Below are 15,872 nucleotides of genomic sequence, written 5' to 3' on the forward strand. Positions count from 1 at the left end.
GTTTCTGTTGGTGGGGTTGTGGGGGGGCCTGTACGGCATGTTACCGCGGGGGGGGGGGCTGTCCCCGGGGGGGGGGGGGGGGGGGGGGGGGGGGGGGGGGGGTTGGGGGGGGGCCCGGGGGGGGGGCCACCCCACTACGCGAACTCGGGCGCGGCCGTCGCGGGCCCGCCCAGCGCGTCGCGCCGCTCGGGCATCCTGAGTGAGACCATCCGGCGCCAGCCCATGACCCGCTCGTAGGCGTAGACGGCGTGGATACCCGCGGCGAGCGTCGCGGCCCTGGGCCTGGACCAGCCGAGAATGCGCCCCATGTGGGCCATCACGGCGAGACTGACGTCCCGGTAGACACGGATCTCGGCGTACGCGCACTCGCGCAGGGTCCGCTGGATGGCGCGGCCGTGCCCGGCCCGCGCGAAGCGCAGCAGTTCCTCGTGGCAGTAGGCGAGGTGGTTGTCCTCGTCGTTCGAGATCATCTTCACCGCCCGCCCGAGGTCGGGGTCGTCGCCGAAGTTCCTGCGCAGCAGTTCCATCTGCTCGGAGGCACGCTGTTCGGTGACCCTGCTGTGGGCGAGGTAGGTCACGATGTCCTGGACGCTCAGCGGTTCGTCCGACTTGAGCTTGTCGTGCGCCAGGCCGATGCCGTGGCGCTCCAGGAGCATCGTGTAGTCGGTGTCGGACGGGACCTCGACAGGGCTCAGGCCACGCTTCTTCATGAGGGCGTTGAAGATCCGCCCGTGCTTGTCCTCGTCGGCGCCGTGCCGGGTGATCTTGGGGGCGAGGTCGCGCTCGCTCTCCGGGACGAGCGCGGCGATCCGCGCGTTCTCCCAGCCTCCCTGAGACTCACCGCTGGCGGCGATGGAGCAGAAGAGCCGGAACGACTCGTCGTTGTCGAGGATCTCCTGGAACAGACTCTTGGCCGAAAGCATCATTGCCACCTCCATACAGGGTTTCCGCAGAAACCGAGTCAAATGGGTTGGCAGGAGCGCGGCAACCGATATGTCGGACAACTCCGCCGAACGAAGGACGGAGAGGGACGTCCGAGGGCGTAACCCGAGAGGGCCCGGACGCGTTGTTCCCGGTGACGGCCGTGGCGGGGAAGACCCCCGAGCCCCCACCACGGCCGCGGAAACTTTTTGGCGGACGTCCGCCCGGTTACGCCAGACCGGCGCGCTCCAGGGCGTCGGTGCCGGCCCGGAGCGAGGCGAGCCGGTCCTCCAGCGCGAAGCCCGCGGGGGCCAGCGTGAGCGTGGTGACCCCGGCCGCGGCGTACGCCTTCATGCGGTCGGCGATGCGGTCGACGGATCCCAGCAGCGTGGTCTGGTCGATCAGCGAGTGCGGGATGGCGGCGGCCGCGCCCTCCTTGTCGCCGGACAGGTACTTGTCCTGGATCTCGGCGGCCTCCTTCTCGTAGCCCATGCGCTGCGCGAGCTGGTTGTAGAAGTTCTGCTTGCGGCTGCCCATGCCGCCGACGTACAGCGCCGTGTATGGCCGGAACATGTCGGCCAGCGTGGTCACGTCCTTGTCGTCGCCGAGCGCGAGGGGCAGCGTCGGACAGACGTCGAAGCCCTCCATCGTCTTCCCCGCCTTCTCCCGGCCCGCGCGCAGGTGCGTGATCGCGGTGTCCTCCAGGTGGTCGGCGGAGGGGAAGATCAGCAGCGCGCCGTCGGCGATCTCACCGGTCTGCTCCAGGTTCTTGGGGCCGATGGCGGCGATGTAGAGCGGGATGTGCTCGCGCTCCGGGTGCACGGTCAGCTTGAGCGGCTTGCCGGGGCCGTCCGGCAGCGGCAGGGTCCAGTGCGTGCCCTCGTACGAGAGACGCTCGCGCGTCATGGCCTTCCGGACGATCTCGACGTACTCGCGGGTGCGGGCCAGCGGCTTGTCGAACTTGACGCCGTACCAGCCCTCGGAGACCTGCGGTCCCGAAACGCCGAGGCCGAGACGGAAACGGCCGCCCGAGAGCGAGTCCAGGGTGGCGGCCGTCATCGCGGTCATCGCGGGCTGACGGGCCGGGATCTGGAAGATGGCCGAGCCGACGTCGATGCGCTCGGTCTTGGCGGCGACCCAGCTGAGCACGGTGGCCGCGTCCGAGCCGTAGGCCTCGGCCGCCCAGCAGACGGCGTATCCGAGCCGGTCGGCCTCCTGGGCGACGGCGAGGTTGTCCGCGTCCATACCGGCGCCCCAGTAGCCGAGGTTGATCCCGAGCTGCATGACCGATTCCCCTTACTGATCAGTAACGTCCCTTGTGTCCGAGACACTAGCGCGCTGGTGGGCGCCGTGGCAGGGACGGGATCGGCCTCGGACGATTCTGGTTGTCCACAGGGCCCCACGCGGAGAGCCGCGGCCAGTAATCTCGGCGTCCATGGAGCAGAGGCATCTCGGCCGTACCGGCCTGCGTGTGTCCCGGATCGGACTCGGCACCCTGACATGGGGCCGGGACACGGACGAGAGCGACGCCGCGCACCTGTTGAAGGCGTTCTGGGAAGCGGGCGGGAACCTCGTCGACACGGCCGACGTGTACGGGGACGGGGAGTCGGAGTACCTGCTCGGACAGCTCATGGAAGGGCTCGTACCGCGCCGGGATCTGGTCATCTCGACCAAGGCGGGGAGCGTGCCCGACCCGGACCGCCGGTTCGACGGGTCGCGCGGACATCTCCTGTCGGCCCTGGACGCCTCGCTCACCCGCCTCGGCACCGACTACGTGGACCTGTGGCACGTCCACGCCTTCGACCCCGGCACACCGCTCGACGAGACCCTCCAGGCCCTCGACCTGGCCGTCAGCAGCGGTCGCGCGCGGTACGCGGGAGTCTCCAACTTCTGCGGCTGGCAGCTCGCCAAGGCGGCCACCTGGCAGCTCGCGGCACCCGGCGTGCGGACCCGGCTGGCCAGTACGCAGATGGAGTACTCCCTGCTCCAGCGCGGCGTCGAGCGGGAGGTGCTGCCCGCCGCCCTCGACCTGGGCATCGGCCTGCTCCCCTCCTCACCGCTCGGCAGGGGTGTGCTCACGGGCAAGTACCGCGGCGGCACGCCCGCCGACTCCCGGGGCGGCTCCGAACACCTGGCGCCCTTCGTCGCGCCGTACCTGGACGAGGCCGCGAGCGGCATCGTGGACGCGGTGGCGACCGCGGCGGACGGCCTCGCCGTGACCCCGCTCCAGGTGGCTCTCGCCTGGGTGCGTGACCGGCCGGGCGTCGTCGCCCCGATCATCGGCGCGCGCAACGCGCAGCAGCTCACGGCCGCGTTGTCAGTGGAGACCCTTAGTCTTCCTGACGAGATCTGCCGGGCGCTCGACGACGTGTCGGCACCGGTGCACCACTATCCCGATCACGACTGGAGCACGCTGTGAGCACGGAGCCCGAGACCACGCAGGACGGGGAGCCGGGGGCGCCTGGTGCGGAGACCCCCGGGGGCGGGGACACGGGTGCCGGCGCGGACGGCGGTTCGACCGCGACCGCGGAGGGGGCGGAGAGCCCGGAAGGCGTGGAGAGTCCGGAGGGCGCCGCCAAGCAGTTGTCCGAGGCCGCGGCCGAGTTGGCGGCCCAGCGGCTGGAGCGCGAGCGCATCGCGCGGCGGAAGGCCGAGAAGCAGGGGCCCGTCGCGGCCGGCGGCAAGCTCAGCGGAACGGCCGCCGACCTGCTCGCCGCGGTCCGCGCCGTGGAGAACGGCGAGAAGCCGGCGACCACGGCGTTCCGCGCGCCGGAGCCGGCTCCCCGTGCCGCCGTGCCGGAACCCGCGCGGCGGCCCGCCCCCGTCCCCGCCCCGGCCGCCGCACCGTCGGCTCCCGCGCCCGAGACGGTCGGGACGGTGAGCGCGGTGCTCGTCGAGGGCGGCGCGCCCGACACCCTCGCGCCACAGGTCGCCGAAGTTCTGGGCGAGGGCGCGGACGAACGACTCCGCGAGGATCCCTGGCAGTTGCTGCGGGTGCCGGGGGTGCGGCCCGAGCAGGCCGACGGGTTCGCCCGTGCGCTGCTCGGCGCGGAGTGCGGCCCGGACGACGAGCGGCGCGGCCGGGCGCTCACCGTCTGGCTCCTCGATCAGGCGGCGATCGCGGGACACACCGCGCTCGACGCCCCGGCGCTCACCGCCGCTCTCGCCCAGCGCTCGGTGCCGGACCCGGACGCGGCCGTGCAGAGCGCGCTGGCCGAGGGCGAGGCCCTGCTCTTCCAGGACGCACTCGAGCCGGCCGCGCCCGCGCAGGAGGACGACGAGGAGGGCGAGGAGCGCCCGGTCCGCGTCCTCGTGGGTCTTGAGAGGTACGCGCTGGCCGAGGAGAGCCTCGCCGACGGCCTCGCCCGCGTGGTCAACTCCCTGCCGAAGGAGGACACGGCCGACTGGCCGTCCGCCGCCGCCTCGGCGTCCGGTTCCGCGGCCGAGCTGATCCGCGCGGTCGCCGGTCACGGCATCGTGCTGCACACCGGCGGTGAGGCGTCCCGCGCGGAGGCCGCCGCGCTCGTCGTCGCGGCGGGCCGTCTGGGCCTGCGGGCGTACGCCGCAGCGCACACACCTGACGGCCGCCGGCGCTTCGCCGCGCTGCTCGCGCACGCGGAGTCGTCGGGCGGGGAGGTCCGCGAAGCGGGTGAAGGCGCCCCCGGTGGCGAAGAGGGCGTCCCCGGTGGCACGGACCGGGCGGCCGTCACTGTCGCCGGGCTGCTCGCCGGCGCCGAGGGACCTGGCCGGGACGCGGAGGGCACGTTCAGCCTGGATCTGCTCGTCGTCCTGGACGCACCGCAGCTCGACGTCGAGACGGCGGCGATGTTGGCGGAGTCACTGCCGGACGGCGCGCGACTGGTGCTCAGCGGGGATCCCGGGGTGCTGTGGTCGGCGGGCCCGGGGCGGGTCTTCGCGGACCTGCTCGCGGCCCGTGTCTGGCCGCAGGTGGCCTCGCGGACGCCGGACCCCGGTCCCATCGGCGAGCTGGTGTCCGGCATCGGGATCGGCGAGCTGAACCAGGTCGAGGCGCCCGGCAAGGAGGTGGTGATCGTCCCGGTGCGTGACGCCGGTGAGGCGGTGCACCGCACGGTGCAGCTGGTGGCGGACTCGGTGCCCCGCGCGTTCGGCATCCCGGCCGAGCAGACGCAGGTGATCACTCCGGGGCACGGCGGAGCGGCCGGCACCCGCGCGCTGAACGTCGCGCTGAAGGAGCGGCTCAACCCCGGCCCCGGCCGCTTCGGCGGTTTCGACCCGGGTGACCGGATCGCCTACTCCCCCGAGCCGGGGCGCACGGTGCCGGGGCTCGTGGTGCGGGCCGACGCCGACGGGTTGCACCTGGAGTGCGCGGGCGCACCCGTCGTCGTACCCAAGGACCGGGTGGAGCGGTCCGTGCGGCTCGGCTGGGCGCTCACGGCACACCAGGCGGTGGGCCTGCGGCTGCCGGCCGCGGTCGTGGTGCTTCCCGGTGACGCCGCGCAGGCCCTGACCAGGCCGTGGATCTACACCGCCTTCGGCCGCGCCGAGCGCCACCTGTCCGTCGTGCACGGGGTGGACCAGGCGCTGGCGCGAGCGGTGGCCGAGGTCCCCCAGAAGCCGCGCACGACCCGCCTGCCCGCCCTCCTCAAGGCACAGGTACCGATCCCCACACCCGCGAACTGACCCACACACCAGAGGGGGCGGTCGCCGACCCCGGCGACCGCCCCCGCACACAGGGGCGACGGTCACCCACCCCCGCGGCCGCCCCCGCACACGGAGGCAGCGGTCACCGACCCTCGTGACCGCCCCGCACACACAGAGGTGGCGGTCACCGACCCGTACGCCCGAAGACGCCGGTCACCGACCCGTGACCGCCCCCGCACACACAGAAGTGGCGGTCACCGACCCGGTGACCGCCACTTCTTACGAGCGGGCGGGCTCAGCGATCCGCGTCCAGTGGCTCCAGGCCTCCGCCGACCCCGAGGTCGTCCTCGATGTCGTCGTCCGCGTCGTCGTCGAAGACAGCACTGACGTCGAAGCGGCAGACGACCCGCTGCGGATCGATCGCCTCGAAGGGGGCTTCGAGCCACTCCCCGGGCTCGGCCGCCTCGTCCGCGGCCGTCACCCAGAGCGTGGAGTCGCCCTCCTCCAGACCGAACTCCTTGTGCCGGGAGGCGATCTCGTCCGGTTCGAACTCGCCGAACAGGACGCCGAGCGCCCCGTGCACCGTGCCGGCCGCGGCGTCGAAGGCCGCGCTCACACTGGCCCCGTCCTCCTCCACGGCCTCCACCCGCTGGGCCTGCGCGAGCAGGCGCTGTGGCTCCACCACCGCGTAGTCCCGGCGGATCAGCACGCTCAGCGCGTTCGGCTCCTCCGGGCCCGTGTACGGCGGCAGCGTGTCTTCCGAACCGGGGATCTCGAAGGGCGTGACCTCGTCGTAGCGGTCGTAGAGAAGCTCGTCGTACTCCTCGGCCGCGGCGGCCAGCTCGTTGAACGCCTCGTAGACGGCCGGGTCGTCGTCACCCGTCCTGCGCTCGACCGCGGCCAGGTGACGATCGAGCGCGGTCTTGATCGCCTCGGCGGCGGCGCGTACCTCGGCAGCGGTGGGCTGCACAGCATCAGACATAGTGCAGACGCTATCCGTACCGGGCCTCTGCCCGCACAATAGATGCGATGCCGGAATACGAATTTGTCGACGTGTACGTGCCGCGCGGGGTCTCCCGCAAGGACGCCACACGTCTGCTGACAGACCACGCGGAGTACGGACACTGGGAGTTGGACCGTCTGAGCCTGCTGCGCGACGGCAGCCGCAAGGTGCGGTTGCGTCGGCGGATCATCCGTCAGGTGCGGGCGACTTGGTGAGCACGAGAGGCTGAAACGGAGCGGGTCCCGCCGTCACGGGACCGCTCCGTTCCGCTCGCCACGGAGATTTTCGTGGCGTTTCGATCACGCCTGCCCCGGTTACGCCGCCGATCGAGCCCTGCGGTACAGCACGGCGCCGCCGAGCAGTGCGCCCAGCCCCATCGGGACGACCGCGCCCAGCGGCAGGTCGCCGCCGGTGTGGGCGAGCTGTCCGATGCCCTGGGGCTGGGCGGCGGACCGCTCGCCGAGGTGGTCGGCGTGCGCGGCGGAGCCGCCGAGGTTCTCCTCGGTCAGACCGGCCTGCTCGGCCGGAGTGTCCGGGTGCCCCGGCTTTCCGGGCTGACCGGGGGTGCCGGGCTCGCCCGGGTGTCCCGGATTCCCCGGCTGGGCGGGCTTGCCCCCGGACGGCGTCCCGGGTCCGCCGGGCGGGGTGGTGGAGTGACCGGCGCCCGCTCCGTTCCCGCACTCGTTGCCCGTCACGGAGTTGCCGATGCCGCCGACGTTCACGCTGTTGCCGCAGATGTTGACCGGCACGTCGACCGGCGCCTGTACGTGGTTGCCAGAGCCGACGCCCGGTGAGTCGCTGGTGTGGCCGCCCGCCTGCGAGCCGCCGCCGGAGTGGGAGCCGTCGTCCCCGTAGCCGCCCCCGTGCGAACCCCGGCCACCGCCCTGGTTGGCGCACTTGTTGCCCGTCGCGGGGTTGAGCAGCCCGACGACGCTCACCGTGTTGCCGCAGACGTTGACCGGCGCGTGCACCGGCGCCTGGACCGTGTTGCCCGACAGCACGCCGGGCGAGTCCGAAGCGGAGCCGTTCGCACCCGAGTCGGCATGTGCGTGGCCGCCGGCCACGACGAGCACACCGCTCGCCGCCGCCACGGTCATCAGGCCCTTGCGGGTGACCTGTCGCATAGCTGTATCCCTGCCTTCGCCCTTGGCTTTGACCATCCGGAACGCGCACACACCCGACCGACGCGTGCGCGGAAAGCCGGTCGGCCCCGGAGCGCATGGCGCGCGCTCCGGGGCCGACGGGCTCAGACCCTCATGGAGTCAGTTCCTCGTGAGCACGGTCCCTCGGTGGGGACCGGTCCTCACGGGATGAGGCACAACGTCACTTGTTGATGCAGGTGTTGCCGAAGGCGGGGTTCAGCAGCCCGATCACCGAGATCGTGTTGCCGCAGACGTTCACCGGGATGTGAACGGGCACCTGGATGACGTTGCCCGAGACGACACCCGGGGAACCGACAGCGGCACCCTGGGCACCCGAGTCGGCGACGGCGAGGCCCGCACCGGCCAGAACCAGACCACCGGTGGCAGCCGCAGCGGCGACGATCTTCTTGATCATTATTCCTCCTTGTTGGCAAATGCGATCCCAGCTTCGGATCGCATCACCTGTAACGATGAGGAAGTAATGGGGCTACGCGCTTATCGTCTCATTCACTCTTCTCAGTAACTCCCGCACGGGCTGGCGAATAGCGGCGTCACACGCCGGTGGACCGACTCGCCACCCCACCGGGCCCGTTCAGGACGCGTCGATGAAACGGTCGAGGACGCGCACGCCGAACTTCAGCGCGTCCACCGGCACCCGCTCGTCGACGCCGTGGAACATGCCGGCGAAGTCCAGCTCCGGCGGCAGCTTCAGCGGGGCGAAGCCGAAGCAGCGAACGCCCAGGTCGGCGAAGGACTTCGCGTCCGTACCGGCCGACAGCATGTAGGGGACGGCCCGCGCGATCGGGTCCTCGGCGGACAGCGCGGTCTGCATGGCGTCGACGAGGGCGCCGTCGAAGGTGGTCTCCAGCGCCTTGTCGGAGTGCACGTCCTCGCGCCTCACCTTCGGGCCGAGGATCCGGTCCAGATCGGCGAGGAACTCCTCCTCGTAACCCGGCAGATAACGCGCGTCGACGTGCGCGGTCGCCTGTCCCGGAATCACGTTGACCTTGTAACCCGCGCCCAACTGGGTCGGATTGGCGGTGTTCTGGAGTGAGGCGCCGATGAGCTTGGCGATACCGCCGAGCTTCTCCAGCGTCCCGTCCATGTTCTCCGGGTCGAGCTCGGTGCCGAGCGCGTCGCCGAGTTCGTCGAGGAAGTGCCGCAGCGTCTTGGTCACGCGGACCGGGAACTTGTGCCGCCCGAGCCGGCCGACGGCCTCGGACAGCTCCGTGATGGCGTTGTCGCGGTGGATCATCGAACCGTGCCCGGCGGTGCCGTCCACGGTCAGCTTCATCCAGTGCATGCCCTTCTGGGCGGTCTCGATGAGATACAGCCGCAGGTTCTCGTTGACCGTGAAGGAGAACCCGCCGACCTCGCCGATCGCCTCCGTGACGCCCTCGAAGAGGTCCGGGTGCTTGTCGACGAGGTGCCGCGCGCCCCACGTGCCGCCCGCCTCCTCGTCCGCGAGGAAGGCCAGCACGATGTCGCGGGGCGGCTTGCGGCCGGTGCGCAGCCGGTCGCGTACGACCGCCAGCGTCATGGCGTCCATGTCCTTCATGTCGACCGCGCCCCGGCCCCACACGCAGCCGTCCGCGATCTCGCCGGAGAAGGGGTCGTGGGTCCAGTCCTGCGCGTTGGCCGGTACGACGTCGGTGTGGCCGTGGATCAGCAGCGCGGGGCGGGACGGGTCCTCGCCCTCGATGCGGGCGACGGTGGAGGCCCGGCCCCGGTGCGACTCGAAGATCTGCGGTTCGAGGCCCACCTCGGCGAGCTTCTCGGCGACGTACTCCGCGGCCGCGCGCTCACCGGGTCCGGAGTGGTCGCCGTAGTTGCTGGTGTCGATCCGGATCAGGTCGCGACAGAGGTCCACGACCTCGTCCTCGCCAGAGACGCCCCTGGCCGTGTTCGACTCGCTCACGCTGCTTCCTCCCACTGTCACTGCTGGTGGTCCCCCTCATCCTCTCTCCGACCCCCGCCGCGTCCAAGGCCGGACCCGGCCCGTCACACGCAGTTCACGCGGGAACGGGGCGTGATCGGACGTCCTCGGAAGCCTGGTAATGTTTTCTCTGTCGCCGCGAGGGAAACCCCGCGCGACAGACACCTTGTCCGGGTGGCGGAATGGCAGACGCGCTAGCTTGAGGTGCTAGTGCCCTTTATCGGGCGTGGGGGTTCAAGTCCCCCCTCGGACACCAGATGGTTCTTGGCGGACGGTGCCGGCGGATTCTCCGCCGGCACCGTTCGCGTTTCGCCGTCCCGCGTCAGCTCCGCCCGGTCACTCCGCCGGGGCCGGTACCGGGGCCTGGGCGGGGGTCTGGGCCTGGGCCTCGCGGGGATGCGGGTACTTGGCCGTGCGGTGCTGGAAGGAGAGGATCTTCGGGTTCCGGACGATGCCGTCGCGGATCTCGATGGCCTTGCCGACCGTGACGTCGGCTTCCCATGCCGCCGGACCGCTCATGACCTTGCGCAGGTAGGGAAGGAGCGCCTCGCTGATCTCCCAGGTGGCCGAGTTCCACAGGTGCGAGGGGCTGTGGTCCACGCCGTAGTAGTGGCAGCCGGGTCCGACCGTCAGCATGGGCTCGCCGAAGGTGGTCGGGCGGGCCCATCCGAAGCCCATGCCCTCGTCGCAGGAGACGTCGACGAAGAAGGTGCCCGGCCGGAACAGGGCGAGCTCCTCGTCGGTGACGAACGTCAGGGGGGCGTCGGTGTCCTGGAGGACGCAGTTGACGATGATGTCGAACCCGGCGAGGTACTCCGCCATCGGCACGGAACCGGCCGCGGTGACGGCCCGCAGCTTCGACGGGTCGTCCTCCGTCTCCTCGAAGTGCCCCATCACGACCGACGGCATCGGCGAGGCCACCGCCGCGGCGGCGCGCTGGGTGAGGACCGTGACGTCGGAGACCCCCATGGCACCCAGGCCCGTGACCGCCCCGCGGGCCGTGGCGCCGAAGCTGATGACCGCCGCGCGCAGGCGGCGTCCGTAGCTGCCGGTCAGCCCGCCGAGCTGAAGGGCGTGCAACACCGAGCAGTAGCCCGCGAGTTCGTTGTTCTTGTGGAAGACGTGGACGCTGAAGGCGCCCGTGGAGGTCCAGTGGTTCATGGCCTCCCAGGCGATGAGGGTCAGCTGCCGGTCGATGGCGATCTGGGTCATCTTGTCGTCCTGCACGCAGTGCGGCCATCCCCACAGCACCTGGCCCCGGCGCAGCTCGGCGACATCGTCGTGCGTCGGCTTGGGCAGCAGCAGGACATCGCACTCGGCGATGAGTTCCTCCCGGGTGCGCAGGCCGGCGACCAGCGGTCGCAGGGCGTCGTCACCGACGCCGAACCGCTCGCCGTAGCCCTGTTCGAGGAAGATCTTCTCGCGTACGTCCGGGGCGATCCGGCCGAGGTGACCGGGGTGCAGCGGCAGTCGGAACTCGTTCTCCTTGCGGGAGGAGGCGAGTACTCCCAGACTCATCAGGCTCTTGCGGCTCATACGCTTCCTCATCATCGAGTTATTGAGTTGTCGTCGTACGTGGGGTCGTTCGGCCGGGAACTCCGCTGACCAGGGGCGCCAGTCGGGAGGCGGGATCCGGTGCCACAGCGCGGCCGAGCAGTCACGGGGTGGCCCTTTTCCGCCGGGACGCGACGTCCTCCGGCCTTGCCGTTCCCCGAGGGTGACGCCGAAACGGATGACGGCGTGCGGGATGCGCCCGGTACCCCAACGGTACTCCCCTGTCGGCCCCTCCAACCCCGCGTGACGTGCGCAGAACGACGAAAGGCGCCGTCAACTGCGGCCGTCCTGAGCCCGGTTGCCGCGCGGAGCGTGAATCCGCGGATGTCCGGCATCGGCGCCGGCCGGACGGAAAGCGCCCGTCGCACCGCCGTACGACGTGTTACGGCGAGATGTGTGGCAGATCTCGTCAGGATGACATACCCCCACGTCAGAGCCCGGTCGGCAACCCGGAATCTGTGGTTCCGGAGCCGTTCCGGGGCCTCCCCACGTGGCTGACGTGCAACAACGCGACTAGCGTCGTACTAAAATTCCACGCTTGTTTGGAGCTGGACCGGAACATCCCCAAGCGTACCTGCGGGCCCACCAGCGCCCCGGACGCTCCGGGAACACCACGTGAGGACCCGATGGCAGCCCTAGAGCAAGGCCCTGCGCTCGCTCTGTCCGACGAGGAGGTGCGTGCGGAGTTCGGTGAGCAGGCGCGCTTCTCCGCCTCCTCCGCCGCCTCTCCGCGCACCCTTGTGGACATCCTCGACGCCTCTGTCCGGGCGTACCCCGACGAGCCGGCCCTGGACGACGGCGTGCTCTCCCTCACCTACCGCGCGCTCGCCGTCGAGGTCGAGAGCCTCCGGCGCGCGCTGGCTGACGCCGGTGTGCGGCCGGGTGACCGGGTCGGCGTGCGGGTCCCCTCGGGCACCAACGACCTCTACGTCGCCATCCTCGCCGTACTGGCCGCGGGCGCCGCCTATGTCCCGGTGGACGCCGAGGACCCCGACGAGCGGGCCGCGCTGGTCTTCGGGGAGGCGGGGGTGCGCGCCGTCGTCGGAGCCGGACACGAGCTGACCGTCACGGGAGCGCCGGACGCGCCCACGACCGCCGCCGGTACGCCGGACGCCCCCGTGACCGCCTCCGGTGCCTCAGGAGCCCTTGTGACCGGCGCCGGTGAGTCCGGAGCCCCCGTCGCGCGTCCCCGTCCCGCGGCGCCTGGTGCCTCCGAGACCCGGCCCGGCCCCGAGCACGACGCCTGGATCATCTTCACGTCGGGCTCCACCGGCAAGCCCAAGGGTGTGGCCGTCAGCCACCGCAGTGCCGCCGCCTTCGTCGACGCCGAGGCGGACCTCTTCCTCACCGAGGAGCCGATCGGGCCCGGCGACCGTGTCATGGCCGGTCTCTCCGTCGCCTTCGACGCCTCCTGCGAGGAGATGTGGCTGGCCTGGCGGTACGGCGCCTGCCTGGTGCCCGTGCCGCGCTCGCAGGTCCGCAGCGGCGCCGACCTGGGGCCCTGGCTCATCGAGCAGGAGATCACGGTCGTCTCGACCGTGCCGACGCTGGCCTCGCTCTGGGAGCCGGAGGCGCTCAACGAGGTCCGGCTGCTGATCTTCGGCGGTGAGGCCTGCCCGCCCGAGCTGGTCCAGCGGCTGGTGACCGAGGGGCGCGAGGTGTGGAACACCTACGGGCCCACCGAGGCGACCGTCGTGGCCTGTGCCTCCCTGATGACCGGCGACGAGCCGATCCGGATCGGGCTGCCCCTGAACGGCTGGGAGCTGGCCGTCGTCGACGAGGCCGGGACCCCGGTGGCGATGGGCGAGAGCGGTCAGCTGGTGATCGGCGGGGTGGGACTCGCCCGCTACCTCGACCCCGAGAAGGACGCCGAGAAGTACGCCCCGCTGGAGTCCCTGGGCTGGAAGCGCGCGTACCGCAGCGGTGACCTCGTCAGGGCGGAGCCCGAGGGGCTTGCCTTCCTCGGCCGCGCCGACGAGCAGATCAAGCTCGGCGGGCGCCGGATCGAGCTCGGCGAGGTGGACACCGCTCTCCAGGCGCTGCCCGGGGTCGCGGGCGCCGCCGCCGCCGTACGGACCGCGCGCAGCGGCAACCAGCTGCTCGTCGGCTATGTGGTCACCCAGGAGGGCTGGGACCAGGCCGCGGCCGTCGAGAGGCTGCGCGCCGAGCTGCCCGCCGCCCTGGTCCCGCTGCTCGCCCCGGTGGCCGACCTGCCGACCCGGACGTCCGGCAAGGTGGACCGCAACGCGCTGCCCTGGCCGCTGGAGAACCTGGAGACCGGCAGCGCCAAGGAACAGCTCTACGGCACCGAGGCCTGGCTCGCCGAGCAGTGGAGCGAGGTGCTCGGCATCCCCGTCGCCACCGCGTCCGACGACTTCTTCGCGATCGGCGGCGGCAGCCTGGCCGCCGCCCAGCTCACCACGCGGCTGCGCACCCGTTACGCCAGCGCCGCGGTCCTCGACATCTACCAGCAGCCCACGCTGCGCAAGCTGGCCCGGCACCTGGAGAAGTCCGCGCAGGACGACGGCGCCGAGCGGATCATCGCGCCGGTCCCGCCACGGACCAAGGCGGCCCAGCTCCTGCTGCTGATCCCGCTGTTCACGCTCCTCGGCCTGCGCTGGACGGTGGCGCTGACCGCGCTCGGGAACGTACTGCACTGGTTCGGGCCCTATCCGTGGGCTCCCACGGCCTCGTGGTGGCTCGTCGCCGCCGGGGCCCTCGTCCTCTTCAGCCCGCCGGGACGGCTCGCGATCGCCGCGGGCGGTGCGCGGCTGCTGCTGCGGGGCGTGAAGGCGGGGCGGCACCCGCGCGGCGGGAGTGTGCACCTGCGGCTGTGGACGGCCGAGCGGCTGGCCGAGTTCAGCGGCGCGACCTCGCTGACCGGGTCCTGGCTGGAGCGGTACGCGCGTGCCCTGGGCGCCAGGATCGGCCCCGACGTGGACCTGCACTCGCTGCCGCCGGTGACCGGCATGCTCAAGCTGGGCCGGGGCGCGGCCGTCGAGTCCGAGGTGGACCTGTCCGGGTACTGGCTGGACGGCGACCGGCTGGAGATCGGCGCCGTGAAGGTGGGCGCGCACGCCGTGGTCGGCACGCGCAGCCTGCTCTTCCCCGGTGCGCGGGTCGGCAAGCGGGCCGAGGTGGCGCCCGGTTCCGCGGTGGCCGGGCACGTTCCGACCGGGCAGCGCTGGGCCGGAGCGCCCGCGGTCAAGCTCGGCAGGGCGAAGCGGGCCTGGCCCAAGGAGCGTCCGGCGCGTGGCACGTACTGGCGCGTGATGTACGGCGCGACCGGCTTCGCGCTGTCCGCGCTGCCGCTGGTGGCGGGCCTGGCCGCGCTGCTGGTGGCCCATGTGTTCGTGAGCGCGGACGCCGGGCTCGGCGAGGCCCTGCGGGGTGCCGCGGTGGCGCTGGTGCCGGCGACGCTCGCCTTCGGCCTCGCCTACGCGCTGCTGCTCCTGGTCTCGGTGCGGCTGCTCAGCGTGGGGCTGCGCGCGGGCACGTATCCGACGCACAGCCGGATCGGCTGGCAGGCCTGGACGGTCACGCAGCTGATGGACCGCTCGCGGGACACGCTGTTCCCGCTGTACGCCGGGCTGATCACGCCGGTGTGGCTGCGGCTGCTCGGGATGAAGATCGGGCGGGGCGCCGAGGTGTCCACCGTGCTGGCGCTGCCGAGCCTCACCACGGTCGGTGAGGGCGCGTTCCTCGCCGACGACACTCTCACCGCGCCCTACGAGCTCGGTGGCGGCTGGATGAAGATCGGGCGGGCCGAGATCGGCCGCCGGGCGTTCCTCGGCAACTCCGGGATGACCGCGCCGGGGCGCAGCGTGCCGGACGGCGGTCTGGTGGGGGTGCTGTCGGCGACGCCGAAGAAGGCGAAGAAGGGCAGCTCGTATCTGGGGCTGCCGCCGGTGAAGCTGCCGCGTTCCACGCAGGGCGGCGACCAGAGCCGTACGTACGACCCGCCCGCGCACCTGTTGTGGGCCCGCGGTCTGGTGGAGCTGTGCCGGATCGTGCCGGTGTTCTGCTCGGCGGCGCTGGCCGTGCTGACGGTGGCGGCGCTGAGTGCGCTGGGGGCCTGGGCCTGGGCGCTCGCCGGGCTGGTGCTGCTCGGCACGGGTGTGCTCGCGTGTGTGGTGTCCATCGTGGCGAAGTGGGTGCTCGTGGGGCGCCACCGGGCCGGGGAGCACCCGCTGTGGAGCGGTTTCGTCTGGCGCAACGAGCTGGCGGACACCTTCGTCGAGGTGGTGGCGGTGCCGTGGCTGGCCGGTTCGGTGCCGGGTACGCCGCTGATGACGGCGTGGCTGCGCGGGCTCGGTGCCCGGATCGGCAAGGGCACCTGGGTGGAGAGCTACTGGCTGCCCGAGACGGACCTGGTGACGCTGGGCGACGCCTCGACGGTGAATCGGGGCTGTGTCCTGCAGACTCACCTCTTCCACGACCGGATCTTGCGGACGGATACTGTTGTCCTCCGTGAGGGCGCCACCCTGGGCCCGGGCGGGATCGTCCTGCCCGGCAGCACTGTCGGGGCCCGTGCCACGCTGGGTCCCGCCTCGCTGGTGATGGCGGCGGAGTCCGTTCCCGACGACACCCGCTGGTTGGGCAACCCGATTGAGTCATGGCGTTCATAGAAGAGATGGCCGGATCGGATACGAAGGGCGGTGTACCGGCATGTCGTACGAGCACAGGGCAGGGA

At 72.0% G+C, this 15,872-nt stretch carries 11 protein-coding genes and 1 tRNA gene; 5 read left to right on the top strand and 7 right to left on the bottom strand.

The window, feature by feature from the left end; translation table 11 throughout:
- Positions 1–134 precede the first annotated feature (134 nt).
- Positions 135–923 carry a ferritin-like domain-containing protein gene (locus ACIP79_RS37685; protein WP_401231551.1) on the bottom strand — a complete coding sequence of 263 codons (789 nt, stop codon included), beginning with the start codon at positions 921–923 and terminating at the stop codon, positions 135–137.
- A 226-nt stretch (positions 924–1,149) separates the two neighbouring features.
- On the bottom strand, positions 1,150–2,205 hold the full coding sequence (locus ACIP79_RS37690) for an LLM class F420-dependent oxidoreductase (protein ID WP_401231222.1): 1,056 nt from the start codon (positions 2,203–2,205) through the stop codon (positions 1,150–1,152).
- Between the two features lie 151 nt (positions 2,206–2,356).
- Between ACIP79_RS37690 and ACIP79_RS37695 the strand changes: the two genes are divergently transcribed.
- Together ACIP79_RS37695 and ACIP79_RS37700 are read left to right on the top strand one after the other, a co-directional pair.
- Positions 2,357–3,340 carry an aldo/keto reductase gene (locus ACIP79_RS37695; RefSeq protein WP_401231225.1) on the top strand — a complete coding sequence of 328 codons (984 nt, stop codon included), beginning with the start codon at positions 2,357–2,359 and terminating at the stop codon, positions 3,338–3,340.
- A complete protein-coding gene (locus ACIP79_RS37700; protein WP_401231228.1) occupies positions 3,337–5,583 on the top strand; it encodes a helix-hairpin-helix domain-containing protein in 2,247 nt (748 codons plus the stop codon). The genes ACIP79_RS37695 and ACIP79_RS37700 overlap by 4 nt, the downstream gene beginning before the upstream one ends.
- 256 nt (positions 5,584–5,839) lie before the next feature.
- On the opposite strand, the gene ACIP79_RS37705 is transcribed toward ACIP79_RS37700, so the two are convergent.
- Positions 5,840–6,526, bottom strand: coding sequence for a hypothetical protein (locus tag ACIP79_RS37705; protein WP_383685287.1), 687 nt, complete (start codon positions 6,524–6,526; stop codon positions 5,840–5,842).
- 47 nt (positions 6,527–6,573) lie between these two features.
- Here ACIP79_RS37705 and ACIP79_RS37710 point away from each other — a divergent pair, with 47 nt between their 5' ends.
- Positions 6,574–6,762 carry a DUF5703 family protein gene (locus tag ACIP79_RS37710; RefSeq protein WP_030053310.1) on the top strand — a complete coding sequence of 63 codons (189 nt, stop codon included), beginning with the start codon at positions 6,574–6,576 and terminating at the stop codon, positions 6,760–6,762.
- A gap of 99 nt (positions 6,763–6,861) precedes the next feature.
- Here the strand turns inward: ACIP79_RS37710 and ACIP79_RS37715 are convergent, their stop codons facing one another.
- From ACIP79_RS37715 to ACIP79_RS37725, 3 genes are all read right to left on the bottom strand, one after another.
- Positions 6,862–7,671: a chaplin gene (locus ACIP79_RS37715; protein WP_401231233.1), complete on the bottom strand. Its 810-nt coding sequence runs from the start codon at positions 7,669–7,671 to the stop codon at positions 6,862–6,864.
- Positions 7,672–7,870: 199 nt separating this feature from the next.
- Positions 7,871–8,104 (bottom strand): chaplin ChpH, encoded by a 234-nt coding sequence (gene chpH / locus ACIP79_RS37720; RefSeq protein WP_365434825.1) that lies wholly within the window; start codon positions 8,102–8,104, stop codon positions 7,871–7,873.
- 177 nt (positions 8,105–8,281) lie between these two features.
- Positions 8,282–9,607: a M20/M25/M40 family metallo-hydrolase gene (locus ACIP79_RS37725; protein WP_387181488.1), complete on the bottom strand. Its 1,326-nt coding sequence runs from the start codon at positions 9,605–9,607 to the stop codon at positions 8,282–8,284.
- Between the two features lie 186 nt (positions 9,608–9,793).
- Here ACIP79_RS37725 and ACIP79_RS37730 point away from each other — a divergent pair.
- Positions 9,794–9,881: transfer RNA gene (locus ACIP79_RS37730), tRNA-Leu, on the top strand.
- Positions 9,882–9,961: 80 nt separating this feature from the next.
- Here the strand turns inward: ACIP79_RS37730 and ACIP79_RS37735 are convergent.
- The gene (locus ACIP79_RS37735) at positions 9,962–11,161 is read right to left on the bottom strand and encodes a N(5)-(carboxyethyl)ornithine synthase (RefSeq protein ID WP_401231236.1); all 1,200 of its coding nucleotides are present in this window, start codon (positions 11,159–11,161) and stop codon (positions 9,962–9,964) included.
- A 644-nt stretch (positions 11,162–11,805) separates the two neighbouring features.
- Between ACIP79_RS37735 and ACIP79_RS37740 the strand changes: the two genes are divergently transcribed.
- Entirely contained in the window at positions 11,806–15,807 is a 4,002-nt protein-coding gene (locus tag ACIP79_RS37740; protein WP_401231239.1) for a Pls/PosA family non-ribosomal peptide synthetase, read from the top strand.
- Positions 15,808–15,872: the final 65 nt, after the last annotated feature.

Source organism: Streptomyces sp. NPDC088747, assembly GCF_044751025.1.
Taxonomy (GTDB): Bacteria; Actinomycetota; Actinomycetes; order Streptomycetales; family Streptomycetaceae; genus Streptomyces.

Bases quoted from the DNA above. Each gene is read 5' to 3' on its own strand.
- ACIP79_RS37710 (WP_030053310.1), top strand. From the start codon at position 6,574: ATGCCGGAATACGAATTTGTCGACGTGTACGTGCCGCGCGGGGTCTCC.
- ACIP79_RS37705 (WP_383685287.1), bottom strand. From the start codon at position 6,526: ATGTCTGATGCTGTGCAGCCCACCGCTGCCGAGGTACGCGCCGCCGCC.
- ACIP79_RS37695 (WP_401231225.1), top strand. From the start codon at position 2,357: ATGGAGCAGAGGCATCTCGGCCGTACCGGCCTGCGTGTGTCCCGGATC.
- ACIP79_RS37685 (WP_401231551.1), bottom strand. From the start codon at position 923: ATGCTTTCGGCCAAGAGTCTGTTCCAGGAGATCCTCGACAACGACGAG.
- ACIP79_RS37740 (WP_401231239.1), top strand. From the start codon at position 11,806: ATGGCAGCCCTAGAGCAAGGCCCTGCGCTCGCTCTGTCCGACGAGGAG.
- ACIP79_RS37715 (WP_401231233.1), bottom strand. From the start codon at position 7,671: ATGCGACAGGTCACCCGCAAGGGCCTGATGACCGTGGCGGCGGCGAGC.
- chpH (WP_365434825.1), bottom strand. From the start codon at position 8,104: ATGATCAAGAAGATCGTCGCCGCTGCGGCTGCCACCGGTGGTCTGGTT.
- ACIP79_RS37690 (WP_401231222.1), bottom strand. From the start codon at position 2,205: ATGCAGCTCGGGATCAACCTCGGCTACTGGGGCGCCGGTATGGACGCG.
- ACIP79_RS37735 (WP_401231236.1), bottom strand. From the start codon at position 11,161: ATGAGCCGCAAGAGCCTGATGAGTCTGGGAGTACTCGCCTCCTCCCGC.